This is a genomic window from Marinoscillum luteum (assembly GCF_044005705.1).
Taxonomy (GTDB): domain Bacteria; phylum Bacteroidota; class Bacteroidia; order Cytophagales; family Cyclobacteriaceae; genus Marinoscillum; species Marinoscillum luteum.
The window spans coordinates 129852-154562 of record NZ_JBIPKE010000014.1 but is presented as its reverse complement, the minus strand read 5'-3'; the positions used below and the strand labels follow the sequence as shown (position 1 = coordinate 154562).

The following is a 24711-nucleotide window of genomic DNA, read 5'->3' as shown; positions in this document are numbered from 1 at the left end:
AATGACATAGATCAAATTAATTCTTTTTCTCTGTAAAGAGAAACCATAAGTAAGCGGCCAACATAATCAGGCCGTAAATCAATGCCAGCTTCAGGTTATAAATGGTCATAGCCACCAGCGCCAGACTGGCTATGATGAGGGCACAAGCTGGGAAAAAGGGGTAAAGTGGCACCTTAAACGGACGATCCAGGTCGGGCTCATTTTTGCGCAGCGCAAAAAATGAGAACATGGACACGATATACAAAGTCAAAGCTCCAAAGCAGGCAATGGTGATGATTTCGCCTGTTTTTCCGGTTAGAAGGGCCACAATCCCTATGAGCATATTTACCACCAGGGCATTGGCCGGAGTGAGGGTTTTAGGATGCACTTTGCCCAGCGATTTGGGGATGTAGCCTACCCGGCCAAACTCGAACGTGGAGCGCCCTGCCGCCAGGATGATCCCGTGAAAGGAAGCTACCAGACCAAACAGGCCTACGGTGATCAGCAGGTGATACAGCAGGTGGCTGTCGCCGACTATTTTGGCCAGAGCCAAAGGCAAAGGGGAGTCGGAAGCTTCAGTGCTCCCTGGAGGGTAGACAATAGATTCCCAGCCATCCACGCCAACTGCCGATACGAAGGTGAGCAGGCATAGCACCACCAATGTGAAGATGGCTGAACCAAAACCAATCAAAATACTTCGTTGTGGGTTTTTGGCTTCTTCAGCCACATTGGCCACTCCCTCTATGGCCAGGAAAAACCAGATGGCAAACGGGATGGCTGCGAACGCCCCCTGAAACCCATTGGGTAGGGCATTGAGGGTGAGGTTTTCAACTTTCATGTGAGGCAGACAAACCCCAGCAAAGATCAACAGCTCCAGCACGGCAAGGACGGTGATGACCAGCTCGAAGATGGCGGCAGCCCTCACACCGAGGATATTCAGGCCGGTAAACAGCAGGTAAGCCAGAATGGCGATGTAGAGCGTATCGATCTGCGGGAAGAAGATATTGAAGTAGGCACCAATGGCTGCGGCTATGGCTGGAGGTGCAAAAATGAACTCTACATTCTGAGCCATACCGGCCAGAAATCCCAGTTTCTTACCCAAGGCTCTGTCCGCATAATCAAAAGCTCCTCCGGCTTTGGGAATGGCGCAAGCCAGCTCCGTGTAGCTAAAGGTGAAGGTGAGGTACATGATGATAATGAAGAACGTGGCGATAGCCAGCCCCAGCGTGCCCCCTTCTGCCAGGCCGAGGTTCCAGCCAAAATACATGCCGGAGATCACATAGCCTACGCCCAGTCCCCAGAGCATCAGCGGACCTAATGTTTTCATAAGCTGGGGAGTCTGAGGATTTTGGTCTGCCATAGCCTGAAATTTATTCTAAAATAGTCAGAGACGGTCAGGTTTGGCGGGTGGATTAGACAGAATTGTTGAATAAGATCCTACACACTATCCAGATTACGTACATCCACGCTGACCTTCATGGTTTGTTTACCCACGCTGTAGACAATCCCTTTGAGGGGCGTAATGTCTGCAAAGTCTCTGCCTACGGCCACCCGCACATGCTTGTCGTCTACCAGCAGGTTATTGGTGGCATCAAACTCCACCCATTCCAACTCTGGAATGTAGAGGGCTACCCAGGCATGAGATGCATCTGCACCTACCAGTTTAGGCTTGCCTGGAGGAGGCAGTGTTTCGATATAGCCACTCACATACCTGGCGGCCAGGTTGATGGAGCGCAGGCAGGCCAGTGCAAAATGCGCAAAGTCCTGACAAACCCCTTTTTTAGTTTCAAAAACTTTTTCAAGGGGAGTACTGATATCAGTAAACCCAGGAGTGAAACTGAAATCATGAAAGATCCTGGAGTTGAGTTCCATCATGGCCTCCATGATGGGTCGGCCGGGGGTGAAGGACTGAAGGGTATAGGCTTTAATCCCTTCTACGAAATGCACATGCTTGGACTCCAGATAAAACTGGCGAATGTCATTCAGGGCATCTGTGGTTCGCAGCCATTTCACCACCTCTTCCCACGGGCTGGTGCTCGCCGGATCCACTCCCATCCATTTTGGTGATTTCAGAGTTACTCTGGTTCTGGAGGTTACCGTAAGTTTTTTGTGCGCCCTTTCTATGGAAAAATAGAGGTACTGATTGTCAAAAAAATCCTTTCGCTCGCCCAGAAAGCTGGGTTCCGGATCTATCTCATAACTGCTTTCCTCTACGGTCTGGCACTCTGAGTCTTTTGGTAGCTGCACCATGATGTTGTGACACAGAGAGGCAGTGTTTTGATAAATGTAGTCGGTAATGTGGGTGACCTGATATCTCATATTTCCGGGAGGAGAGAGGTTTGAATCATGTGGTAGCGATTGCTGGTATGGCTGAAGTACTTTTGGTAGATCAGGTCTGAAGTGTCGCTTAGTAGTGCGGTGATTTCATCCAGAAAGGTTTTCAAATGAGTGTAATTCCCTTTCTTTCCATCGGCAGTGGCCAGCAGGTCTATGTCGCACAGGCGAATTTTGGTCACAGCCTCCAGTAGTTTTTTGCGTGCCGGGCTGAGAAATTCCTCCACCTCCTGGTCTTGTGGAGGCATACTACTTAGGTGTTTTTCTATCCGCATGATCTGGTAGATGACAGATCGTGGATTCTCCTCGTGCAAAATGAGCAGACTGAGCACCCCTTTCATTTCCATCACAGATCGATAGCGATACCGATAGGTGACCAGGCTTTCGCTACAGCGGAGGGTATCCTCCAACAGGGATTTGTCAGTTTCTGTTCCAAAACGCTTGCCAAGCATCGACCCCAGGACGTTACAATTGTTGATGGCGGACTCTATGAATCGTCCCACATTCAGCAAATGCCACGTAGGTTCCCTGGTCATGTTGTCAATGTTGAGCCCGTAGAATGCCATGAGCTTAATGACCATACTGTCCAGTCCGTCATATATCTGAGTAAGATCGGAGCCCATCTTTTTCATTCGGGAAAGCTCCTCAGAAATGCTGTCGAGGATTCTCCAGGTATCCAGACTCAGCCGGTCACGCACGGCATAGCCATTAGATAGAAAAGCATTGAGTGAGTAAGCCAGGCTGCCTACACGACTGGAGTCGAGGACCAGCGAAATCAGTTCCTCTTCAGGATGTCTGAGGATTTTTTTGTCTTTAAACCCCGGCTGTGTACCGGTAAGTTTGGTCAGGGTTCTCAGTAAGGTGGATACTACAGGGTTTTCTTTAATATGAATGTCTTCATCTACCTCATTGTAAGTCATGAGCACCATCCTCATCAGTCTTACAGTGTATACGGAGCGCTCCATGTATCTCCCGATCCAGAAAAGGTGTTCACCAGTTCGGCTGGGAAGCACGCTTTTGAGTTCGGGCCGTAGACCAGCCTCTGTCACAGGTGTGACTTTGGATTCTTCCCGCTTGCCGAGTACCCAGGTGTCTTTGCTGATGCCCCCCTGCTGGTTGGATACAATAAAGGCTCCTTTTTGCGCAGAGCTACGAGAAAGGCCACCCGGCATCACCGAGTACGTGCTGTTTTGAGTATCAGCCACAATGTAGCTTCTGAACACCGCGTTTCTCGCCTCCATCTTCTGATTGATCCAGGACGGAGTAGTGGAGAAGTTGACCAACTCCTGCCCCACGTAGAGGTAGGGGCTCCTGTCTATTTGTGCTCTTAGCTGGTTTAGTTCCTCTTTGGAAAGGGAGCCTCCGTATATCGACCGGTTATCTGCACTCCGATAAATCTTGCGGATAATCAGCGTCTCCAGGTGATCGAGCACATATTTTTTCTCTTTGTCCTGCCCACACCACCACGTGGCCACAGAGGGGAGGATAAGTTCTTCACCCAGGATATGTCGGGAAAGCCTTGGCAAAAAGGCCATTAAACCAGGATTTTCAAGTATTCTACAGCCCAGGGGGTTGATCACGATCACCTTTTTTTGACGTACGGCTTCCATGAGTCCCACTACGCCCAGGTGTGAATTGCTTCGAAACTCAAGCGGATCACAAAACACATCATCCACCCGCCGGATGATCACGTCTACTTTTTCTAATCCTTTGATGGTTTTTAGCCATACATACCCATCACTCACCGTGAGGTCTTCACCCAGGGCCAGTGTGAAGCCCATGAAAGAAGAAAGGTATGCGTGCTCAAAATAAGTTTCGTTGGTTGGCCCGGGGGAGAGGAGCACGATTCGCGGGTTCTCTTTGTTTCGGGATGAAAGATTGACCAGTGTATTTTTGAGGGTCTGATAGTAGGTAGAAATCTTCCTGACCTCATTTTCTCTGATCAGATCCGGGAAAACACGTGTCATGGCTGCCCGGTTTTCAAAAGTATAGCCTGCACCTGACGGGGCATCTGTTCGGTCGTGTAGTACCCACATTTTACCATCTGGTCCGCGGGCCAGGTCCGCTGCGTACTGGATCAGTTGCTGTTCGCCGTCCAGCTTGATTTTATCGACTTGCCGCAAAAATCCCTGGTGATTGTAGATTAGCTCGAAGGGAATGAATCCGTCTTTGATGAGGCTTCGGCTCCCGTAGATATCCGAAAGGATATGATTGAGGAGCTCGGCACGCTGAATGAGCCCTTTTTCTATCACAGCCCAGTCCTGTCCACTGAAAATCATTGGAACGGGATCGAGCGTCCAGGGTCTGTTCATCCCCTCCGGATCGCCATAGATGTTATAGGTCACACCATTTTCACGGAGCTGCCTGCTCACCTCCTCATGATACTGACCGAGCTTTTCAGGGCCGAGCCGCTCATAATACATGGCCAGTTTTTGCCACTGTGAGGAGACTTTATTTTCAGATGTAGCCAGCTCGTCCAGAAACGGCTCATTGTTGAACATGCGATCAACAAGATATGATTCGATCATACCAGTAAAATTATCCTTTTCCTGAATATAAAAGGCTACTTCACGCTTTTGTATCTTCTGAGGTCCATGGTGTGTGGAAACTCCGGGTTCACTACTTCACCCGTCGCCTCATAGTTGGTGAGGATATTCACTTTGGTGATAAACCTGCCTACCGAAGTGGGTTGCTCCACTGTGGGCTCCACCAGGTTGATAGAATGACCAAAGTCAAAAAATCTGGAGATCCTTCGTGATTCTGCCTCAAAGCTATTGACTGGGAAGGTGTTGTAATTTCTACCCCCCGGATGGGCCACATGATATTTGCAGGCGGCCACAGATTTCTTGGTCCAGGTGTCGTACAGATCTATGACCAGCGGAGTATCCACACCCAGAGTGGGGTGGAGCGCAGATGGTGGTTGCCATGCCCGATAGCGAATACCCGACACATACTCTCCCTGCACGCCAGTGTTTTTCAGTGGAATCCTCAGGCCATTGCACATGAGCTGGTAGCGCGAGTCTGTCATCCCCGAAATTTTCACTTGCAGTCGCTCCAGAGAGCTGTCCACAAAGCGGGCTGTACCTGAGCTGGACATTTCCTCACCCAGTACATGCCAGGGCTCTATCGCCATTTTCAGTTCGATATGGATGTCATCTACCTGTAGCTCCCCAACAAAGGGAAAGCGGAAACTGAAAAACGGATCGAACCAGGAGATGTCAAAGTCATACCCGGCATTGCGCAGGTCATTGACCACCTCGGTCATGTCTTTATAGCAATAGTGCGGCAGTAAAAACCGGTCGTGGAGCTGCGTGCCCCACCTGACCAGCTTGTGATCATATGGGTTTTTCCAAAACCAACTAAGCAGGGCTCTGATCAGCAGAAACTGCACCATCCCCATGCGGTAGTGTGGTGGCATATCGAAGCCTCGAAACTCCAAAATTCCCAAACGCCCCGTGCTGGAGTCTGGTGAGTAGAGTTTGTCTATACAGAACTCCGCCCGATGGGTATTGCCTGTGATGTCCACCAACAGGTTTCTGAAAATGCGATCTACCAGCCAATATGGCACATCGTCTTCTTTGTGGTTAGGTACTTGCTGAAAAGCCAACTCCAGCTCATAAAGGATATCATCCCGGCCTTCATCCACACGTGGGGCCTGACTGGTGGGCCCAATAAATTGCGTGGAGAACAGATAGGAAAGTGCCGGATGGTGCTGCCAGTAGGTGATAAAACTCTTCAACACATCGGGTCGGCGAAGGATTGGACTTTCTGCTGGCTTGCTGCCCCCAATGGTTACATGATTTCCGCCACCAGTGCCGGTGTGCCTTCCATCCAGGTTAAATTTTTCAGTAGTCAGGCGCGACTCGCGGGCTTTGTCATAAAGGATTTCGTAGTTGCTGAGGAGCTCTCGCCATGTTTTGGCCGGATGGATATTGACTTCTATCACTCCCGGATCGGGTGTGATCATGAGCTTTTGCACCCGGTTGTCGGCAGGCGGGTCATACCCTTCTATCAAAACCGGAATTTGCAGCTTTTCGGCTGTTCGCTCTACGGCCCCTACCAGGTCCAGGTAGTGCTCAAAATGAGTGACCGGTGGGAAAAAGACAAAGAGTTTGCCGCCCCGAATTTCAGTAAGCAATGAGGTTTTAAAGATTTTGTCGGAGTTGTTGAACGGCCTGCTGTCGGGTTCGAAAGAAGCAGCTTCACCTGATAAGGGCAAGGCGTCGGTTTCTTCAAAAAGGTCTCGCTCCGGACGGATTTCCTCGTCTTCCGAGTCGGTATATTGGATAGAGTCCAGTGGTAGCCGGAGCCCGATGGGTGAGTTTCCGGGTACAAGGAATAGGTTCTTTTTGCGAAAGCTCCACTTGCAGCTCTGCCAGGATGTGTGCTCCAAATCCCATGACAAAGGCACCGCGTATCCCACTGGTTTGTCCAGTCCATCTTGTAGTAGCTGGGCCAGTTTTTGCCTTTCCAGTGGAGATTTCAGGTCTATTTTAAGGGGATCCACATTCACGGGCACTTTGCTTTCCTCCCAGATGAAATAGAAGGGGTCTTCATAGGCCGGAGTGATGTTGGCTTTGTCGACGTTCAGTTCGGAGGTGAGTGCTTCTATGAATTTAGCGGCATCTGTGTGTTTGAGGTCATAATCTTTAGAGATATCTGCCAGCAGGGCGTCATTGTGCCAGATGGGTTGGCCATCCAGGCGCCAGTAGCAGGCCAGTTTCCAGCGAGGAAGTGGCTCTCCGGGATACCATTTACCCTGTCCGTACTGCATCAAGGCTCCCTTTCCATAGGATTCTTTCAGTTGGTGAAATAGCTGATTGGAGAGCTTTCTCTTGTGCTCACCATCTGCTTCTGAGTTCCATTCAGGGGCGTCGTTGTTATCTATGGACACAAAGGTGGGCTCGCCACCCATTGTCATTTTCACGTTGTTCGCATTCAGATCCGCATCCACCTGATCTCCTACTGCCACGATCTGGGCCCATTGCTCTTCGGAATAGGGCTTCGTCACCCTGGGTGTCTCTTCAATTCGTTTGACGGTATTCTCAAAGTAGAATTCCGTTTTGGCGGGCTCTGCAAATCCTGAAATGGGTGCTGCACTTTGCGGCTCTGGGGTGCAGGCGAGGGGTATGTGCCCTTCTCCCGCAAAGAGACCTGAAGTGGAGTCCAACCCTACCCACCCGGCACCCGGCAGGTATACTTCCGCCCAGGCATGCAGGTCGGTAAAATCTTCTTCGGTGCCCGAAGGTCCGTCCAGGGCTTTCTGATCAGCTTTGAGCTGGATGAGGTAGCCAGATACAAACCGGGAGGCCAGTCCGACATGTCGCAGGAGCTGCACAAGAACCCATGAAAAGTCCCGGCAAGAACCGGAAGCCAACTGGAGTGTTTCTTCACAGGATTGTACCCCGGGCTCCATGCGTATGTTATAGGAGAGCGCCTGATTGACCATCTGATTGAGGGCGACCAGATAATCCACGGTGTTCATCTCTTCCAGTTTTTTCTCTTTGGCGCGTGTCACCAGTTCCATCAGGAGGGGCCCATTTTCAGTGACCTCCAGGTAGGGAGAGAGTTGCCTTTTCAGGTATTCTTCATACTGAAAAGGAAATTTTTCCGCATACTCTTCAATGAAAAAGTCAAACGGGTTGATCACCACCATGTCAGCAATCACCTCCACGTCCACTTCAAAGTGGTCTACCTTTTCTGGAAAGACAATCCGAGCCAGGTAGTTGCCAAAGGGGTCCTGCTGCCAGTTAATGAAATGCCCCTCCGGCTTGATGTTGAGCGAATACCCCTTGATGAAAGTACGCGAATGCGGAGCAGGGCGAAGACGGATCACTTGCGGGCTCAGCTCGATGTGCTTGTCGTAGGTGTATTTGGTGTAATGCCTGACTGCTACTTTTATGGACATGCCTGCTGATTTATGCTATTTGAAGATTAACAAAAATAATCATTAATCATTCAAGATAAACACAAATAATCAGACTGATCGTTGAAATTATCTTAACGGATACCCAGAAAAAGTGTCTATTCTGTCAAAATAGATTATTCGTACTTAAGTGCCTCCACCGGATTGGTATGGCTGGCCATGAAGGCATGATAGGCCACGGTGACGATGGCTACACTGATGGCAATGGCCGTAGCCACCAACGGAATGAAGAAGGTGACGTCTATCCGAAAAGCAAAATCTTCCAACCACATGTCCATGAGGTACCAGGCCACCGGTGACCCAATGAGCGCTGCCATTAGAACCAGTATGGTGAACTCGCGGGTGGTGATCTGAATGATGGACAACACCGATGCTCCCAGCACCTTTCGCACCCCTATTTCTTTGGTGCGCTGCTGGATGGTGAAAGCTGCCAGGCCAAACAGGCCAAGGCATGAAATGAAAATAGCCACCAGCGCGAAGGTGTTGAACAGGCTGGCCGTGCGGGCTTCATTGTCATAAAACTCCTTCCATTTGTCATCGACAAACTGGTATTCGAAAGGATATGCCGGAGCGAATTCCTGATAGATTTCTTCCAATGCCTGAATGGCTGCAGCATTTTGCCCTTCATTGGCCCTCACCACGATGTGATTGTACCAGTCGGGATCGTGCAGCATGAGGAGCGGTCTGATTTTGCTCTTTGATGAGCTGAAATTAAAATCCTTGAATACTCCAATGACCTTCCCTTTGCGGTCGCCCCAGAGGGTGACTGGTTGATCTACCGCTTCTTCAGGCTTGAAACCCATGGCTACAGCAGAGGCTTCGTTGATCATGAAGTGGAGGGTGTCGGTGGTGAACTGTGGGTCGAAGCTCCTGCCCGCTGCCAGTGGGATCCGGAAGGTCTCAGTAAAGGTGTTATCAATGGAGAGGTTGGTAAAGAGAATTTTAGACTGTGGGTCTTTACCGGGCCAGTCAAAACCCCAGGTGGAACTATTGAAACCCAGCGGTGCCTGACTCATAGCCGCTACAGACTGGATGGCCGGGTTTTGCGACAACTGCTGCTTGATGACCTGGAATTTGTCACGCATGTTTTGGTGCATTTCCACGTAGACTAAGCCTTGTTTGTCAAATCCTGTTTCCTGGTTTTGCACAAAGACCAACTGCTGATAGACCACTATGGTACAGAAAATCATGATGATCGAAAGCACAAATTGGGTAGTGACCAATACTTTTCTAAACCGGGAAGCTCCTTTCCCACTTTTCATCTGACCTTTCAGCACGCTGGCTGGCTGGAAGCTGGCGATATAGAATGCGGGATAGCTCCCCGACAGCAGCCCGGTGACAAATACCAGGGTGGTGAGGAGGACAAGGGCGCTTGGGTTGAGTACGAAGGGGATGGCTTTTTCTGTGAGGGTGTTAAAGGCCGGTAGCAGCAGCAATACCAGCAGCAGGGCGAGGACACCACCTAAAAATGCAAAGATCACCGACTCACTCAGAAACTGAGCGATCAGGTTGCCTCGGTAGGCGCCGACTACTTTTCTCAAGCCCACCTCCTTAGCACGTTTGACGGCCTGTGCGGTGGCCAGGTTCATGAAGTTAATACAGGCGATCAGGAGAATAAAGAAGGCGACGATGGTAAAAATGCGCACATAGCGAATACGGCCTCCGTCTGCCACTCCATTGTCCCAGCTGGAATAGAGGTGTATCTTTTCGAGTGGATGAAGAAAGAGTACAATGGCATTGTCTTCATTTTTTTCATCCAGCAGGTGGGCGATTTTGCCCTCAAAGTCACTTGATTCAATGTTTTCTTGCAGCTGTATGAAGCAGCGAACGTTGTTGTTGCCCCAGCGGTCCAGCCAGGTGAGGTTATCCTCCCAGAAGTAGTCAAAATTGATCAGGTAATCAAAATCGCCATTGGTGGTATTGGCTGGCCAGCTTTTCACGACGCCTGTCACAGTGAAGTTGGTCTCATTGTTCATTTTGATCACCTTGCCCACAGCGCTTTCGTTGCCAAAGTACTTCTGCGCCAGCTTCTCTGTGAGCACCATGGAGGTTTTGTCGGTGAAGGGTGATTGTGGGTTTCCTTCCAAAAACTCGAAGGTGAAGATGTGGAAGAAGTCGGCATCTACGAATCGGCCCTGCTCGTAAAATGACTGCTCTTGATAAGTGAAAAGATTCTCAGACTCCCAGGTGAGCCTGCTGGAATACTTCACCTCAGGGTACGTTTCTTTGAGGTAGGGTCCCAGTGGCCCGGGGGTAGAAAAGGTGGTGCCTATGCGATCTGCATAATGCTGGTTTTCCATCACCTGGTAAATACTTTTGACATTTTGGTGGTGGCTGTCGTAGTTCATTTCGTCTTGCACCCATAGAAGGATGAGCATGGCGCAGGCCAGTCCAATGGCCAGTCCGAGGATATTCAGCAGACTGTAAACTTTGTTTCGTTGGATGCTTCTGAGTGCTACTTTCAGGAAATTCCGTATCATGTGTGGTCAGGGTTTTGTTGGACACTAGATAGAGAAAGTACTTGGCAAGTACAGAAAGGTTGCAAAGGGTACCGAAAGAAATTTATGGCCAGAGGATATCGGAGCGCTACATTCGCTGGGCGAGCTCCGTCAGCGATTTGACTACCAGGGATTCGAAGGTGAATAATTTGAGCATGAGGTAGGCGGCTCCCCGAATGGCTATATTATCCGAAATGACAATGACTTTGAGTATTTGTCCCTTTTCACTTTGCATACAGGCGACCCACTCTCGCCGCGCAGATAGCTCGAATCCGTCCATTTTCAGACAATCCCAGACCATGGTAAATTTCTCAGAAGGAAACTGCCGGGTGTGGGCGCTATGCTCCAGAAATAATAAATTTTGTTCTCGACTTTATACGTTCCCCTTTCGGAAAGAAAAACACAAATGCATTGTAAGTATTGTTGAAAAAATGATAGTTGAACTCAACTTTGCCGTTTTGCGTGTCTAATGTGATTTCACCGTTTGTTTTGAATCTCCTTCCGTAATAATAATCTTGGACGAATAACCATTTGTAGCCCAAATTATTCTTCCATTGTAGATTTCCAAAGTCATGCCTGAAAGGTTCTGAATGGAAGTAATTCCGAGGCTCACAATTTGGTTTATCACCTTGGGGAGTGATGTTTTGAAGGACCAATAATGCGCATCTTTTGTTTGAGCGTTCAACATATCTTCTGAAAGTGGCATGGACAGAAGCTCCAAACTGTTTAGACAAGTGAGTGACTGTTTCGAGACTTAGCGGTAGTTTCGAAATTTCAGAATCAAATCTGTCCTGCTGAAATAAAGTAATCGAGGCAAAGTAATTTGCCTCTGCCTCGAATTCTTCATTCGTTAATGGATCCAGTGAGTCATCATCATCAAGGAACTCCATTGTTTGCTTTTGCCAAGGCAAAACTCCATGTCCGGTTTCATGAAGCTTAACAAAGTTCTGCCTGTTAACCGATTGTGCTAAATCTAGGTAGATGATCTTCTCTCTTCGGTCGAGAAAGCCTCGCACTTTCTGCATAAAATCAAAAACGTTTTGTGAAGTTTTTGAGAAGAAACTCTCCTCAACAACCCCGAGATCCACCTCATTGCTAACAACGAGCTCAGAGAAATCTATTAATCGATCAACTGGGGTAGGGAATACATCCAATGATTTACTTTGCTTCAACAGATCAAGCGAAATTTTTTCAATATCCTCTTTTGAAGCCAGCTCAATCATTTTTTCTTGTTTACAAGAAATTCAATGTATTTTAAAACATCCTTCTTCTCATTCTTCCCAAGGTTTTCGGCATAAAATGCGATTCGGTTAGACCATTCGTTGTTTACCGAGCTTTTCACCAGAGAGGACTTTTTAATGATACCAGCAGCGCTTAAAAGCACATTCAAATCAATTTTGTAAACATCAGCAAGCTTATACAGAATATTCGCTGAAGGTCTCTTGATTTTATCATTTTCAAGTTGGCTAAGGTATGCATTGGAAATCCCTGTTGCTTCTTCTACTTGCCTAAGAGTCAAGGATATTGATTCTCTGGTTTCTTTTAGAGTAATTCCTAAAGATTTCATTTTTCTTAAGGCTTGATTCAGGGCAAATTTAGCGCAAAAATCTAAGAATATCAAGCAGGACTCTAAATACTTACTTGATGAATTTACTATGTTGCTTGATATAATTAGATTTTTTGTATATTTGTAGTGCAGATTAAAAAACTAGAATTATGGGGAAGAACCAACATGTAGTTAAAACTGGTAGTGGATGGTCTGTTAAGGGAGCTGGTAATCAAAAAGCGACCAAGACCACATCTACCCAAAAGCAAGCGATTCAGGTAGCTAGGGAGATAGCGAAGAATCAGAAATCAGAAGTGGTAATACATGGACGAGATGGCAAAATTCGGGATAAGGATAGTTATGGTAATGATCCGAATCCTCCAAGAGACAAGAAGTATTAAAGGATGGTTAAAACTTAAATGAAAGGCTGATCAAAAAAAACCCAATCTGCAAGTGGTGCTCGTCGATTGGGCCTTAGGGATAAAGTTTTGGACGACTTCACTGAGACTGATCATCTCAGTACCTCCCTTTTTAGTGAAGTAAAAGTATGTGTTTGTGATGAACTATGCAAGCTTCCGCACCTGCTAGAATCGTATCCCAAGCGATTCCCAAGTTAGTTGGGGTTTAACTTAATAAATATAGTTTATCATGAGTACCATTAATAAGAGGGGAGAGAAACCCCCCAAAAACAAATCATACAAAGTACTTGTCGATGGAGACAAGTTTGAGTTTAATAAATCAGTAGTAACTGGTGAGGAAATTCTGATAAAAGTCGGGAAGACTCCACCGGAATGTCATACACTTTATCAAAAGCTGAAAGGCTGTGACTTTGAAAAGATAAGTCTGGATGAAGTGGTTGATTTGGCTAATCCTGGAATTGAAAAATTCACAATTAAACCTCCTGAAGTATTTCATTATACACTGGATGAAGAGCCTGAAACTACGGATAGTAAAACTCTGTCAGCTAATCAGATTTTGCAGAATGGCGGAATAGAGCCTGTAGAGGATTACTACCTCATTGAGATTGATAATTCTGGAAGAGAGATTCCTCACAAGGAAAATCCAGATACACCAATTGAAATGAAGTGTCCTGGTTCAAAGTTTGTTTCAGTTTTTAGAGGTGAAATGCCAGTATCTTAATCATGGGAAGGACTGAATTTGTTGAACAGTTGAAAGCTCTTGGGTATAGTACCCAAGAGCTCCCTCATGAGATGATTGGAATTAAATACATTGTTCCAATTGGTAAGAATTCTGGTAGGTCTGTGGAGCTGGCTTTACAGCCTCCTGGAGATTTTCCTATGAACTGCCCACCAGGACCGCACTTTAAGTCAACGGAAATTTCAGGTTGGATTGAGCCGAATCGAAATATCCATGCGAGTCCATTAGGTACTGGGTGGCGATACTGGAGTCGTCCGTTTCCAGATTGGAATCGCACACAGAAAACAGTAAAATCATATTTTGCTCATCTTAAAAATCTTTTGGCAAATTTATGAAGAGGCAGTATAGTGTTGTGGTACCTGATGACAGTCATCAGGTATTGCAAAAACATCTTCTTCGACTAGATGGCCAGGAGGATTTATGTTTTGCAACGTACAATCAAAGTTCTGGTGAAGAACGTTTGACTGGAATAATCTCGACAGTAATATTACCTGAAGCAGATGAAAGGGAAGTTCATGGTAATGTGAGCTTCAAAGCCAATTATTTTGAAAGAGCTATTCGGGTTGCTCGCTCCAGAAAAGAAGGATTGGTGTTTCTTCACTCTCACCCGTTTCCAGGATGGCAGGACATGAGTCACGATGACATTGTTGCAGAGAAAAGAATGGCCCCTGCTTCTAAGGCGGCAACGGGTTTTCCTTTGTTAGGAATGACAATTGGTACGGATCAGGCTTGGAGCGCAAGATTTTGGACTAAATCACAAACCGAAAAGAGGAAATATGATAGAAACTGGTGCGAAAGTGTTAGAGTTCTAAGCGATAGATTATCGGTTACATTCAATGATAATCTTCTGTTACCATCCTTTGATGCCGGAAAGCAACTTCGCACAATTTCTGCATGGGGTCAAAAGACACAAGAAGACCTTTCTCGTTTGAGAATTGGAATAGTTGGCTTGGGAAGTGTGGGGAGCATTGTTGCAGAGATTCTAGCAAGAACTGGATTCTCAAAATTTGTTCTTATCGATTTTGATGCTGTTGAGGAGAAAAACCTTGATCGAACAACCTTTCTTCAAGAGGATGTTGGACGGGCAAAAGTTTTTGCAATGAAGGATGCGATAATCAGATCCGCAACCTCACCAAGTTTGGACGTTCGATGTATTGAATACAGTATTTGTGAAAAAGAGGGATTCTATGCCTCATTGGATTGCGATGTTATATTCAGTTGTGTTGATAGACCTTGGCCTAGGCAAGTGATTAATTTTATTAGCTATGGTCACTTAATCCCCGCAATTGATGGGGGAATTTTAGTTCGAAGTAACAAAGACAATACTCGTTTAATTGGGGCAGACTGGAAAGTTCATACAGTTGGAAAAGGACGTCCTTGCTTAGAATGTCTTGGACAGTATAAGACATCTAATGCGATTTTGGAAAAGGATGGAAAGCTTGATGATCCTAGTTACTTACAAGGGTTGGATAAATCTCAGTTTCAGGAAGTTCATGAAAATGTTTTTCCGTTCAGTAGTAATGTCGCATCACTTGAGGTTTTACAGTTGTTAAGTTTAGTATTAGCACCTTCCGGGTTATCAAATATTGGTCAACAGACTTTTCACTTTGTTACTGGAGAGTTGGAGCGAAATAAGTCTCATACGTGTGATCCAAATTGCTTCTTTCCTTCTGTTCTAGGTAGAGGTGATTCCGTAGGAATTGAAGTATTCGGTAATCATATCGTTGCGGAAAAGGCTAGAGAAGCACGCAGTTAGTATTCTTTTGTAAACCTTGATGCGAATTGGTAAGTGAAGCTTGTAAATATGCTTATAGCAGTATCGTTCTTGAAGGTGGACAATTTAAATCTAACAAAGTGTTAAGTGAATAAGATGATCCCGCTCCTCACGGGTCGGGATCATTTTTCAATCAATTTCCTTTCCGCACAATGATGCTCCCGTGCATGTTTTTGAAGGTAAACTCAGGGCCACCCCCATTGATTTTGCCATAGACCCAGCTATTGATAGACACTTCATACTCGCCACTCTCTTTTTTCACATTGGTTTTGGATCGCTCCAGCGCCATGTCAAAGTCGGTGTAGATCTCACCACGTTCCGAGCGCAGCTTGGTGGTGGCTTTGGCATTGGCCGGCAGGGTCACATCCACGTCCCCATTGAGTGTGACAAAAGACATGGGCTCACCGGCGGTCAAAGACTTGAAGGTGACCTTTACGTCCCCATTCACTGTATTGGCCACTACTGACCCGGAGATGTTTTCCAGGGCAATGCCACCATTCACGCCGGAGATTTCCATGGTGCCGTTGATGCCCTTCACCGTGATGGTACCATGTACAGTGTTCAGGTCCAGGTCGGCTTTGATGGGCGCTTTGATCTCAATGTTCATTCGACGCTTCCACGAGTCGGACTCTATGCTCACGACATTGTTGCTTTCCTTGGCGCGGAGTTCCATTGGGTTGGCATTGACCCGCTTCATTCCGGGAGGCGCTGACTTCTGATCTTCATGACAGTCGTCACATCCGTGCTGTAGTGAACTACCGGAAGCCGAGGCGGTGATGATCACTTCACTTCCGCTGTAGCCTGTCACCGTGATGTCCCCATTCAGATGATCCAGCTCGATGCGGGCGGGAGCGCCCGGCTTACTCAGTGGGATGGTAAACTGCTCTGAGAATTTTTCCTGGGCCAAAGCGGCTACTGCTGCGAAGAGGCCTATGCATATAATGATTGATTTTTTCATGATGCTATTTTTTTAATGTCTATGAGTCTGGTTTAAAGTTTTCTTAGGTAGATGTCCCCATTGAGGGTTTCAAAGCTGAGTGTAGGCCCATCTTTTCCTATTTCTATCCCAAAAGTTTCGTTGAGTTGATATGTGGTGGAAGTCCCTTTTTTGGAAACCACCTTTTTGAGTTCGGGTTTTTTGGTTTCAAAGTCAAAGGCACTGTACAGGCTTCCGTGCATAGTCTTAGCAGTGACCGATGCGCTCAGATCCGATGTACAATACAGATTGATCGTACCATTGATGGTGCTGAACCTGCCATCCAGATTGGGACGCTTCTGAAAGGTGACTTCCACATCTCCATTGACTGTAGTAGCTCTGGTGACTGAATGAGCCCCTTTGATTTCCACATCCCCGTTGACATTTTCGGCACTTACCATCCCTGTGATCCCTGCGATGGTCACATTTCCCTGATCCACTGTCTGCACTTTCAGGTTGGCGGAAGCCGGGATTTGTAGCTGGTAGTCGAAGGTAAAACTGTAATCCTCCGGGCCATCCATCCACCTGCCGCGCTGGTAGCAGCCACTCCAGTGATCACAGATGAATGGCGCGGTGAGATAGAAGATGATGGAGTCGTTTCTCTGAACAACCTTCATGTTGACTTCCGCGAGACCCTTTTCCAGTGCCTTCTCATGATCTGCGTTGATGGTTTTTAACACTTCGTAACTCACTGTGGGCGTACTGGAGGCAGTCACTTCTATGGCGCCAAATACATTGTCTATCACCACGGTGATTGGCCTGTCTGGTGTGATGGGCAGCCGATCCTTCAGCTGTACCTCTTTCACCTGTGCCTGACAAAGCAGGCCACCAAGTATGATTAAACTAAATAATGATATTTTCATGATTAGATTTCTTTTAGTGTTTGAATAGTTGATTCCAGTTTTGACTTGATGCTGTCGTCAACTTTCGGTGAGCTCAATACTTTGGAGAACTGTGCTGCAGCGGATTTTTCCTGTAGCAGGACCATCGCATCGGCCAGGGCTACCTGCAGGAGTGGAGATTCCTGTGTGGCAATGGACGACACTAAAGCTTCACGTACGCTCGAATTACTGCCATAAACCATCAGCGCTTCCAGCGCCGCCAGCCGGACGTTGTTGCTGGGATCCTGATTGAGGGTGAATACCAGGGCCTCGATTACTTTTTCATCAGAGCGGGGCATCTCACTGACCATATTCACGGCCTTGATCCGCTCCTGGGCCTGTGGTTTTTCTATGAGGGTGAGCATTAAGATTTTTTTCATATCCTGCACCTCGGCCGCCAGTTGGTCAACCTCCTGAGTGGGTTTGGGAATGACCAGCGTGCCAATAACCAGCCCGATGATGAGCGCGGCAAAGCCCACCTGCCAGTTGGCACGAAACCACTGCGTCAATGGTGCCCAATCAAAAACCCTTCTGTTGGCAGCAGACTGATACCCCGAGAGCATCGCTTCAAACTTCAAGTCCATCGCCTCACTGGGAGCCGGGCTTTCCAGGTTTTCCATTTGCATCCAAAAAGCGGTGGTCTCCCGGAGCTCTATGGCCAGTTCAGGATTTTCCTTCAGGTAGGCATCCAGCTGAAGCTTGCGCTCAGCATCCAGTTGACCTTCCAGGTTGTCCATCCACCATTCTGTAGCTAAATCCTTATTCAGTTTCATTTTTCTGCGATTTTATTCATCTTAAAACTTTCACCTAATCTGCACCTGCCTGGTTACTCATGGAGCCCAGAGCCGGCCCATCCAGCTTCAGGTAATTTTCCTTGAGCGCCTTGAGTGCCCGGTGGACACGTACTTTCACAGCACTCTCGGTGATCCCCAGCAGATCACCCACTTTTTCATATTTCATTTTCTGAAAACGCGTGAGCTCCAGAATTTCCCGTTTGTCTTCAGAGAGTGCTTGCATCGCCCGGGACAGGTATTCCAGTTCGTCGGTTTTCTGGTGGAAGGCCTCCTGTGTGTCGTTGTGTTTCAGGTGAGCCTCCCATCCCGACATGTCCTCCTGCCAGGTGTAGCGCTTGTTTTTTCGCAAATGATCTTTGTGCACATTGCGGGCCATATGAAACGTCCATGCTTCAAAGTTGCCACGCTCCGAATAGCTGTGTTTATACTTTAGCATCCGCATAAAGACATTTTGCACCAGGTCTTCGCTGGTCGCTGAGTCGCTGGTCATCCGGTAAAAAAAACCAAATAACCTCCGGCTATAGCGGTGATAAAGCAAGCCGAGTTTCTCCACGTCCCCGGCCTTTACTTTCAGCATGATTGCATGATCATCCAGTGAATTCAACATCAAGTCATAGTTTCAATGAGGCAAACCGACCCATATGTAATAGGTTACAAAGGAATTTAAGAAATTATTCTGCTCCATACTCCATTTTTTCGCTGACAGATCACTCATTATAACCTAACAAAAACACCACTATTCATAAATTTATTCCCTATTATTTGTGAATATTTTAATGAAACAGCGTATTAATTTAAAATATTTGCTTCCGCAAGGTCTGATCACTAACTTGCATGCGCACTTATTTTAATACAGAGGTATGCCTTCAAAGAACACACCCATTTTAGTCAAAAATGATCCCTGGCTTGCTCCCTTTGAGTCAGATATTCAGGACAGGATGAAGCGATTTGAAGCTCGCAAAAAGCAGCTGGAGTCAGAATATGGTAGCATTGATGCTTTTGCCAGTGGTTACAACTACCTGGGGTTTAACTACGATACTAAGAAAAAAGGATGGTGGTATAGAGAGTGGGCCCCAAATGCCAGCGCTCTCAGTGTGATCGGTGACTTTAACAACTGGGACAGATCTGCTCACCCACTTCAAAAAAACGATCGGGGAATCTGGGAGATTTTTTTGGAGGACAAACTATATGGCTCCAAACTCACCCATGAGGCTGCGGTGAAGGTACACGTGGTGTCCGACAAAGGCGGGGTGGACCGGATTCCTGCGTATGCCAGGTATGTCACTCAGGATGAGAAAACCTATGATTTTACTGCCCGCCTCTGGCATCCCGAGAAGCCCTATAAGTGGACAGATAAGAAATTTGCTCCGGATCAATCCTATGACAATCCTTATATCTACGAATGTCATGTGGGCATGGCTCAGGAGAAGGAAGGTGTGGGTACCTACCGTGAGTTTGCGGATAAGATACTCCCCAAAATAAAAGAACAGGGCTATAATACCATTCAGGTGATGGCCGTGCAGGAACATCCCTACTATGGGTCATTCGGTTACCATGTGAGCAATTTCTTTGCTCCAAGTAGTCGGTTTGGTACGCCTCATGATTTGAAATACCTGGTAGACACTGCCCACAAGTTGGGCATTGCCGTGATCATGGACATTGTGCACTCGCATGCCGTGAAGAACCTGGCCGAAGGGCTGAATGAATTTGACGGGTCTGACGATCAGTACTTCCACCCGGGAGGACGTGGTTTTCATACCCTGTGGGACTCCAAGCTTTTCAATTATGGAAAAGAGGAGGTGCTCAGGTTTTTGCTCTCCAATGTAAAATACTGGATGGAAGAGTTTCATATGGATGGCTTCCGCTACGACGGGGTTACCTCTATGCTCTATTTTCATCATGGTGATATATCCTTTGACCACTACGAAAAGTATTTCAAGGATGTAGACTGGGATGTGCTTACTTATTTTCAGTTGGCCAATGATCTCATCAAGGAGATTAAACCTAAAGGCATTTCCATTGCGGAGGATATGAGCGGAATGCCTGGCCTTTGCCGACCGGTGAGTGAAGGGGGAATGGGGTTTGATTTCAGACTGGGTATGGGTATCCCTGACTACTGGATCAAGTTGCTGAAGCACAAACATGACGAGCAGTGGAATATCCACGAAATGTGGGATACGCTGACCAACCGACGATACGGAGAACGCACCATTGCCTATGCCGAGTCGCACGATCAGGCACTGGTGGGGGATAAGTCCATTGCCTTTTGGCTGATGGATAAGGAGATGTATACCCATATGCATAAGGATACTCCCAGCCTGATTATCGATCGGGGCATTGCCCTTCACAAAATGATTCGTCTCTTTACCCTGAGTCTTGGTGGAGAGGGCTGGTTGAATTTTATCGGAAATGAATTTGGCCATCCCGAGTGGGTAGATTTCCCAAGGGAGGGCAATGGCTGGAGCTACAAATACGCGCGGCGACAATGGAATCTGCAGGAGCACCCTGATCTGAGGTACAAGCAGCTGTATAACTTTGGCGCGGCTATGGTGCAGATGGCCAATGACGAGAAAATTGTGGGCTCCTTGCCTGCTCAGCAGCTCAATATGGACGAGGACAATAAGGCCATCATCTTCGAGCGCAACAACCTGATTTTTGCGTTTAATTTTTCTCCTACCAATTCCGTTCCGGATTATCGGTTCAAGGTACCAGTACCGGGCAAATACAAAATTATATTGAACTCTGACAAAGGGGAGTTTGGCGGCCATGACCGCATTGATGATGAAATGACCTACCCTACAGTGGCTTTGTTTGGGGAGCATTTTTTGAGTGTGTACCTGCCTAGTAGAGTGGCCATAGTATTGAAAAAGGTGAAATAATGAAAGCGTTTTTTGTAGTCTGCTTCGCATTTATTCTAGGGACAGGATGGTCCCAGGATCTCTCCGTCATGACCTACAACATCCGCCTGGACCATGCCGGTGATGGGGTAAATAGGTGGGACATGCGCAAGGCTAACATGGTGGCACAGCTCGGATTTTATGAGCCTGATATTTTCGGAATTCAGGAGGGCCTACCCCATCAGGTGAAATACCTCGACTCGGCACTTGCCGACTATGCCTATGTAGGTGTGGGGCGTGATGATGGTGCCGAAAAAGGTGAGTTTAGTGCCATTTATTACCAGGCAGAGCAATTCAATTTACTTCAAAGTGGCACCTTCTGGTTGTCTACCACACCCGAAAAACCATCAGTAGGGTGGGATGCCGCACTGCCTCGTGTTTGTACCTATGGGCTCTTCGAAAAGAAATCTGACGGACAAAAATTTTGGGTGTTCAATACCCACTTTGATCACATTGGGGTGGAGGCTCGGGTCAATTCCATGAAGTTGATTTTGGATCAGATGGAGCGCTTCAACGAGCAAAAACTGCCAGCTGTATTGATGGGAGATTTGAATGTAGAACCCACCGAGGGACCCATTCTGGAGATGACCAGTAAGCTCGCCGACACACGTGCAGTGGCCAAGCTGACGTTTGGTCCGGATGCCACCTTCAATGGTTTTAAATTTGAAGAAACCCCCCAGAAGAGAATAGACTACATCGCTATCAACGAACGGTTTGATGCGCTGAAGTATGCCGTTCTTACGGACTCCAATGATCAAAAGTATATTTCTGATCACTTTGCAGTATACTGTGAATTGGCATTTAAGTGAGCGATTGTCTTGCGAAGTGAAGCCTTTCAGAAATAATATGTTTCCGACATGCCGAAAAGACATTTGAATACCCGCACTTTCTAAGTAACACTCCCTAATTTTGACCGGAAAGTGATTGGCATTAATGGTAAGCCCAAAGCAACACTAATCCGACTGGCCAGAGACTGGCACATGGATGTAAAATTGGTATTCTTTAACCTTGTATCATGAATTTTGACCTGCTTGAAAAGCAACTAGAGGGAGAACTCTTCACCGATGAGACCACCAGAAAGCTGTATGCTACGGATGCTTCGGCTTACCGTGAGATTCCTCTGGCTGTAGCCATTCCTGAGTCGGATGCGGACATTATAGCACTTATTCGGTTTGCCAATGAGCATGGCACCTCGGTCATTCCCCGCACGGCCGGCACCTCTCTCGCCGGTCAGGTGGTAGGCGGAGGCATCGTAGTGGATGTATCCAAGCATTTCAATCAGATACTTGAGATCAACGAAAAAGAAGGCTGGGCCAGGGTGCAGCCAGGCATCGTGCGCGACGACTTGAACGCCGCACTGAGGCCTTACGGCTATTTCTTTGCGCCGGAAACTTCCACAGCCAACCGAGCCATGATCGGCGGGATGATCGGTAACAACAGCTGTGGCAGCAATTCCATCGTCTACGGCAGTACACGTGAACACCTGATGGAAGTGAATACGATTCTGGCAGATGGCAGCCAGGCGTGGTTTGGCCCATTGGATATGAATGCCTTCCTGGGGCGATGCAACGGCATGAGTACCTCCGGTGAACTGGAGGCATCGATCTACTTTCAGATCAAGGAAATGTTATCGGATCAGGAGAACCTGGAAGCCATCAAAGAGGGCTTTCCGAAGGCTTCTGTCCCCCGTAGAAATACAGGCTATGCCATCGACATGCTGGCAGAAATGGTTCCATTCAAAGAAAATGGTGCGGTTTTTAATTTTTCAAAGCTGATAGCAGGCTCAGAGGGAACGCTGGCATTTGTCACATCCGCTAAAATCAAGCTGACGCCCATCGCTCCACCACATAGGCGGCTGGTATGTATCCACTGCCATACCATCGATGAGTCCTTGCGGGCCAATCTGGTAGCCCTTAAGCATCAGCCCACGGCTTGTGAGCTGATGGATCACTATGTGCTGGAGGCCACCAAAAGAAATATTACCTATCGCGATTATCGCTTTTTTGTGGAAGGTGATCCACAGGCCATATTGGTGGCAGAGCTCACCCACGATTCGGAGGAGGCCGCTGATGTGGCTGCTGCCGCCCTGATCAAAGATTTGCAGGACGCAGGATATGGATACTCTTTTCCGGTAATTGCCGGAGAGGATATCAAAAAAGTATGGGGATTGAGAAAGGCTGGGCTGGGCCTATTGTCCAATGTGGCCGGAGATGCCAAGCCTGCTCCGGTGATCGAAGACACGGCTGTGGATGTGCAGGACCTGCCTGAATACATTGCAGAATTTAATGAGATACTGGCCAGGCATGACCTTTTCTGTGTGCACTATGCCCACGCAGGCTCGGGGGAGTTGCACTTGCGCCCGATCATTGACCTTAAAACAGCAGATGGAAGACGGCTTTTCAGAACCATAGCTGAGGAGATCGCCACGCTGGTGAAGAAATACAAGGGGTCACTCTCCGGTGAACATGGAGATGGACGCTTGCGTGGAGAGTTTATTCCACAGATGGTCGGTGAGCACAACTATGAGCTGATCAAAAAGGTGAAGCAGACCTGGGATCCTAAGAACATTCTCAATCCGGGTAAGATCGTGAACACACCTCCGATGGATACCAGCCTGCGGTATGAAGAGAATCAGGTAACCCGGGAGTTTGAGACGGTGTTGGATTTTTCTGATACTGAGGGGTATCTGCGGGCCGCAGAGCAGTGTAATGGCTCCGGAGACTGTAGAAAAACCGAGCTCAGCGGAGGCACGATGTGTCCGAGTTACATGGCTACCCGCAACGAAAAGGAGACCACCAGAGCCCGGGCCAACATCCTTCGGGAGATGCTCACCAGGTCCGAGGAGGCCAATCCTTTTGCTCATGAGGAGATCAAGGAAGTGATGGACCTCTGCCTGAGCTGCAAGGGCTGCAAGTCTGAGTGCCCTTCCAACGTAGACATGGGTAAGCTCAAGCAGGAGTGGCAGTATCAATACTACAAAGAAAAGGGCGTGCCTTTCAGGAGCCGACTCATTGGGAACTTCGCCGGAGGCATGAAGCTGGCATCATGGGTGCCCTGGGGCTATCGGTTCACTTTTGGCAATCAGGTCACTTCTACCCTGGCCAAGTCGGTGATGGGATTTGCCCAAAAACGAAGCATGCCAAAGCTCTCCAAGCAAACTTGGGAACGCTGGTTCAAAAAGGAATTTAAGCCTACGGTGAGTGAGCCTATCAAACAAGTCTATCTATTTATTGATGAGTTGCTCAACTACAATGAAGCGGAGATTGGAATCACTACCGTCAAACTACTGGATAAGCTTGGGTATGAAGTGGTATACATTGAGCATCAGGAGTCTGGTCGTAGTTTCTTGTCCAAAGGACTGCTGGATAAGGCCAAATCATTAGCACGGGCCAATGTGGATTTATTCAAAAACCTGATTGATGAAGAGACTCCACTGATCGGGGTGGAGCCCTCGGCCATTCTCACCTTCAGGGATGAGTACCCTGACCTGCTGAGGGGTGAGGATAAAGAAGCCGCCAAAACTATTGCTGCTAACACCTTTATGGTAGAGGAGTTCTTAGCTAAGGAATTGGAGGCTGGTCACATCGATTTGTCGCTTTTCAGGGAGCAAAAACAACTCATCAAACTGCATGGACATTGTCAGCAAAAGGCGCTTTCCTCTTTGACACCTGTCAAAAAAATATTGACAAAAATGGGAAGTAATGAAGTCCATCTGATTCCTTCCGGGTGCTGTGGAATGGCCGGTTCATTTGGGTATGAAAAGGAGCATTATGACCTCTCCATGCAAATTGGAGAGTTGGTGCTCTTCCCTACCGTGCGCAAGCAGCCAGAGGAGGTGATCATTGCTGCTGCAGGTACCAGCTGCCGTCATCAGGTAAAGGATGGCACCGGCAGAGTGGCCAAACATCCGGTGGAGATTATCTGGGAGGCTTTGAAGTAAAGTATTCG

At 47.6% G+C, this 24711-nt stretch carries 19 protein-coding genes; 6 read left to right on the top strand and 13 right to left on the bottom strand.

The genetic code is table 11. The annotated features are described in order from the left end of the window. Positions 1–16: 16 nt before the first annotated feature. The 8 genes from eat to ACHKAR_RS06640 form a co-directional block, all read right to left on the bottom strand. The gene (gene eat, locus ACHKAR_RS06675; protein ID WP_395416688.1) at positions 17–1306 is read right to left on the bottom strand and encodes an ethanolamine permease; all 1290 of its coding nucleotides are present in this window, start codon (positions 1304–1306) and stop codon (positions 17–19) included. Positions 1307–1416: 110 nt separating this feature from the next. Continuing rightward, complete coding sequence (locus ACHKAR_RS06670; RefSeq protein ID WP_395416687.1) at positions 1417–2298, bottom strand: transglutaminase family protein; 882 nt, start codon at positions 2296–2298, stop codon at positions 1417–1419. Further along, the gene (locus ACHKAR_RS06665) at positions 2295–4841 is read right to left on the bottom strand and encodes a circularly permuted type 2 ATP-grasp protein (protein WP_395416686.1); all 2547 of its coding nucleotides are present in this window, start codon (positions 4839–4841) and stop codon (positions 2295–2297) included. Before ACHKAR_RS06665 ends, ACHKAR_RS06670 begins: the two co-directional genes overlap by 4 nt. A gap of 35 nt (positions 4842–4876) precedes the next feature. After that, the gene (locus tag ACHKAR_RS06660; protein WP_395416685.1) at positions 4877–8221 is read right to left on the bottom strand and encodes a transglutaminase family protein; all 3345 of its coding nucleotides are present in this window, start codon (positions 8219–8221) and stop codon (positions 4877–4879) included. A 134-nt stretch (positions 8222–8355) separates the two neighbouring features. Further along, positions 8356–10719, bottom strand: a complete 2364-nt coding sequence (locus ACHKAR_RS06655) for an ABC transporter permease (protein ID WP_395416684.1) — start codon at positions 10717–10719, stop codon at positions 8356–8358. 106 nt (positions 10720–10825) lie between these two features. Beyond that, complete coding sequence (locus tag ACHKAR_RS06650; protein ID WP_395416683.1) at positions 10826–11017, bottom strand: hypothetical protein; 192 nt, start codon at positions 11015–11017, stop codon at positions 10826–10828. A 58-nt stretch (positions 11018–11075) separates the two neighbouring features. After that, the gene (locus ACHKAR_RS06645; protein ID WP_395416682.1) at positions 11076–11960 is read right to left on the bottom strand and encodes an ImmA/IrrE family metallo-endopeptidase; all 885 of its coding nucleotides are present in this window, start codon (positions 11958–11960) and stop codon (positions 11076–11078) included. After that, a complete protein-coding gene (locus ACHKAR_RS06640) occupies positions 11957–12304 on the bottom strand; it encodes a helix-turn-helix domain-containing protein (protein ID WP_395416681.1) in 348 nt (115 codons plus the stop codon). The genes ACHKAR_RS06645 and ACHKAR_RS06640 overlap by 4 nt, the downstream gene beginning before the upstream one ends. Positions 12305–12453: 149 nt before the next feature. Between ACHKAR_RS06640 and ACHKAR_RS06635 the strand changes: the two genes are divergently transcribed. Then, on the top strand, positions 12454–12684 hold the full coding sequence (locus tag ACHKAR_RS06635) for a DUF2188 domain-containing protein (RefSeq protein ID WP_395416680.1): 231 nt from the start codon (positions 12454–12456) through the stop codon (positions 12682–12684). 247 nt (positions 12685–12931) lie between these two features. After that, positions 12932–13423: a multiubiquitin domain-containing protein gene (locus ACHKAR_RS06630; RefSeq protein ID WP_395416679.1), complete on the top strand. Its 492-nt coding sequence runs from the start codon at positions 12932–12934 to the stop codon at positions 13421–13423. A 183-nt stretch (positions 13424–13606) separates the two neighbouring features. Here the strand turns inward: ACHKAR_RS06630 and ACHKAR_RS06625 are convergent, their stop codons facing one another. Beyond that, positions 13607–13738: a hypothetical protein gene (locus ACHKAR_RS06625; RefSeq protein WP_395416678.1), complete on the bottom strand. Its 132-nt coding sequence runs from the start codon at positions 13736–13738 to the stop codon at positions 13607–13609. 34 nt (positions 13739–13772) lie between these two features. Between ACHKAR_RS06625 and ACHKAR_RS06620 the strand changes: the two genes are divergently transcribed. After that, positions 13773–15197, top strand: coding sequence for a HesA/MoeB/ThiF family protein (locus tag ACHKAR_RS06620; protein ID WP_395416677.1), 1425 nt, complete (start codon positions 13773–13775; stop codon positions 15195–15197). Between the two features lie 151 nt (positions 15198–15348). Here the strand turns inward: ACHKAR_RS06620 and ACHKAR_RS06615 are convergent, their stop codons facing one another. From ACHKAR_RS06615 to ACHKAR_RS06600, 4 genes are read right to left on the bottom strand one after another with little or no spacing between them, the layout of a single operon-like run. Then, the gene (locus ACHKAR_RS06615; RefSeq protein WP_395416676.1) at positions 15349–16173 is read right to left on the bottom strand and encodes a DUF4097 family beta strand repeat-containing protein; all 825 of its coding nucleotides are present in this window, start codon (positions 16171–16173) and stop codon (positions 15349–15351) included. Positions 16174–16205: 32 nt separating this feature from the next. Beyond that, positions 16206–17054 carry a DUF4097 family beta strand repeat-containing protein gene (locus ACHKAR_RS06610; protein ID WP_395416675.1) on the bottom strand — a complete coding sequence of 283 codons (849 nt, stop codon included), beginning with the start codon at positions 17052–17054 and terminating at the stop codon, positions 16206–16208. A 2-nt stretch (positions 17055–17056) separates the two neighbouring features. After that, positions 17057–17845 (bottom strand): anti-sigma factor, encoded by a 789-nt coding sequence (locus ACHKAR_RS06605; protein ID WP_395416674.1) that lies wholly within the window; start codon positions 17843–17845, stop codon positions 17057–17059. A 34-nt stretch (positions 17846–17879) separates the two neighbouring features. Further along, on the bottom strand, positions 17880–18473 hold the full coding sequence (locus tag ACHKAR_RS06600) for an RNA polymerase sigma factor (RefSeq protein ID WP_395416673.1): 594 nt from the start codon (positions 18471–18473) through the stop codon (positions 17880–17882). A 253-nt stretch (positions 18474–18726) separates the two neighbouring features. On the opposite strand from ACHKAR_RS06600, the gene ACHKAR_RS06595 reads away from it, so the two are divergent. The 3 genes from ACHKAR_RS06595 to ACHKAR_RS06585 all read left to right on the top strand — a co-directional run bounded on the left by ACHKAR_RS06595 (position 18727) and on the right by ACHKAR_RS06585 (position 24703). Then, positions 18727–20745 carry an alpha amylase C-terminal domain-containing protein gene (locus tag ACHKAR_RS06595; RefSeq protein WP_395416672.1) on the top strand — a complete coding sequence of 673 codons (2019 nt, stop codon included), beginning with the start codon at positions 18727–18729 and terminating at the stop codon, positions 20743–20745. Then, the gene (locus ACHKAR_RS06590; RefSeq protein WP_395416671.1) at positions 20745–21572 is read left to right on the top strand and encodes an endonuclease/exonuclease/phosphatase family protein; all 828 of its coding nucleotides are present in this window, start codon (positions 20745–20747) and stop codon (positions 21570–21572) included. Before ACHKAR_RS06595 ends, ACHKAR_RS06590 begins: the two co-directional genes overlap by 1 nt. A 206-nt stretch (positions 21573–21778) precedes the next feature. Next, on the top strand, positions 21779–24703 hold the full coding sequence (locus ACHKAR_RS06585) for an FAD-binding and (Fe-S)-binding domain-containing protein (RefSeq protein ID WP_395416670.1): 2925 nt from the start codon (positions 21779–21781) through the stop codon (positions 24701–24703). The last annotated feature ends 8 nt before the right edge of the window (positions 24704–24711 follow it).

What these genes read in the sequence shown, in the direction of transcription:
- eat (WP_395416688.1), bottom strand. Translation starts at nt 1,306, where the DNA reads ATGAAAACATTAGGTCCGCTGATGCTCTGGGGACTGGGCGTAGGCTAT.
- ACHKAR_RS06670 (WP_395416687.1), bottom strand. Translation starts at nt 2,298, where the DNA reads ATGAGATATCAGGTCACCCACATTACCGACTACATTTATCAAAACACT.
- ACHKAR_RS06665 (WP_395416686.1), bottom strand. Translation starts at nt 4,841, where the DNA reads ATGATCGAATCATATCTTGTTGATCGCATGTTCAACAATGAGCCGTTT.
- ACHKAR_RS06660 (WP_395416685.1), bottom strand. Translation starts at nt 8,221, where the DNA reads ATGTCCATAAAAGTAGCAGTCAGGCATTACACCAAATACACCTACGAC.
- ACHKAR_RS06655 (WP_395416684.1), bottom strand. Translation starts at nt 10,719, where the DNA reads ATGATACGGAATTTCCTGAAAGTAGCACTCAGAAGCATCCAACGAAAC.
- ACHKAR_RS06650 (WP_395416683.1), bottom strand. Translation starts at nt 11,017, where the DNA reads ATGGACGGATTCGAGCTATCTGCGCGGCGAGAGTGGGTCGCCTGTATG.
- ACHKAR_RS06645 (WP_395416682.1), bottom strand. Translation starts at nt 11,960, where the DNA reads ATGATTGAGCTGGCTTCAAAAGAGGATATTGAAAAAATTTCGCTTGAT.
- ACHKAR_RS06640 (WP_395416681.1), bottom strand. Translation starts at nt 12,304, where the DNA reads ATGAAATCTTTAGGAATTACTCTAAAAGAAACCAGAGAATCAATATCC.
- ACHKAR_RS06635 (WP_395416680.1), top strand. Translation starts at nt 12,454, where the DNA reads ATGGGGAAGAACCAACATGTAGTTAAAACTGGTAGTGGATGGTCTGTT.
- ACHKAR_RS06630 (WP_395416679.1), top strand. Translation starts at nt 12,932, where the DNA reads ATGAGTACCATTAATAAGAGGGGAGAGAAACCCCCCAAAAACAAATCA.
- ACHKAR_RS06625 (WP_395416678.1), bottom strand. Translation starts at nt 13,738, where the DNA reads ATGATTTTACTGTTTTCTGTGTGCGATTCCAATCTGGAAACGGACGAC.
- ACHKAR_RS06620 (WP_395416677.1), top strand. Translation starts at nt 13,773, where the DNA reads ATGAAGAGGCAGTATAGTGTTGTGGTACCTGATGACAGTCATCAGGTA.
- ACHKAR_RS06615 (WP_395416676.1), bottom strand. Translation starts at nt 16,173, where the DNA reads ATGAAAAAATCAATCATTATATGCATAGGCCTCTTCGCAGCAGTAGCC.
- ACHKAR_RS06610 (WP_395416675.1), bottom strand. Translation starts at nt 17,054, where the DNA reads ATGAAAATATCATTATTTAGTTTAATCATACTTGGTGGCCTGCTTTGT.
- ACHKAR_RS06605 (WP_395416674.1), bottom strand. Translation starts at nt 17,845, where the DNA reads ATGAAACTGAATAAGGATTTAGCTACAGAATGGTGGATGGACAACCTG.
- ACHKAR_RS06600 (WP_395416673.1), bottom strand. Translation starts at nt 18,473, where the DNA reads ATGTTGAATTCACTGGATGATCATGCAATCATGCTGAAAGTAAAGGCC.
- ACHKAR_RS06595 (WP_395416672.1), top strand. Translation starts at nt 18,727, where the DNA reads ATGCCTTCAAAGAACACACCCATTTTAGTCAAAAATGATCCCTGGCTT.
- ACHKAR_RS06590 (WP_395416671.1), top strand. Translation starts at nt 20,745, where the DNA reads ATGAAAGCGTTTTTTGTAGTCTGCTTCGCATTTATTCTAGGGACAGGA.
- ACHKAR_RS06585 (WP_395416670.1), top strand. Translation starts at nt 21,779, where the DNA reads ATGAATTTTGACCTGCTTGAAAAGCAACTAGAGGGAGAACTCTTCACC.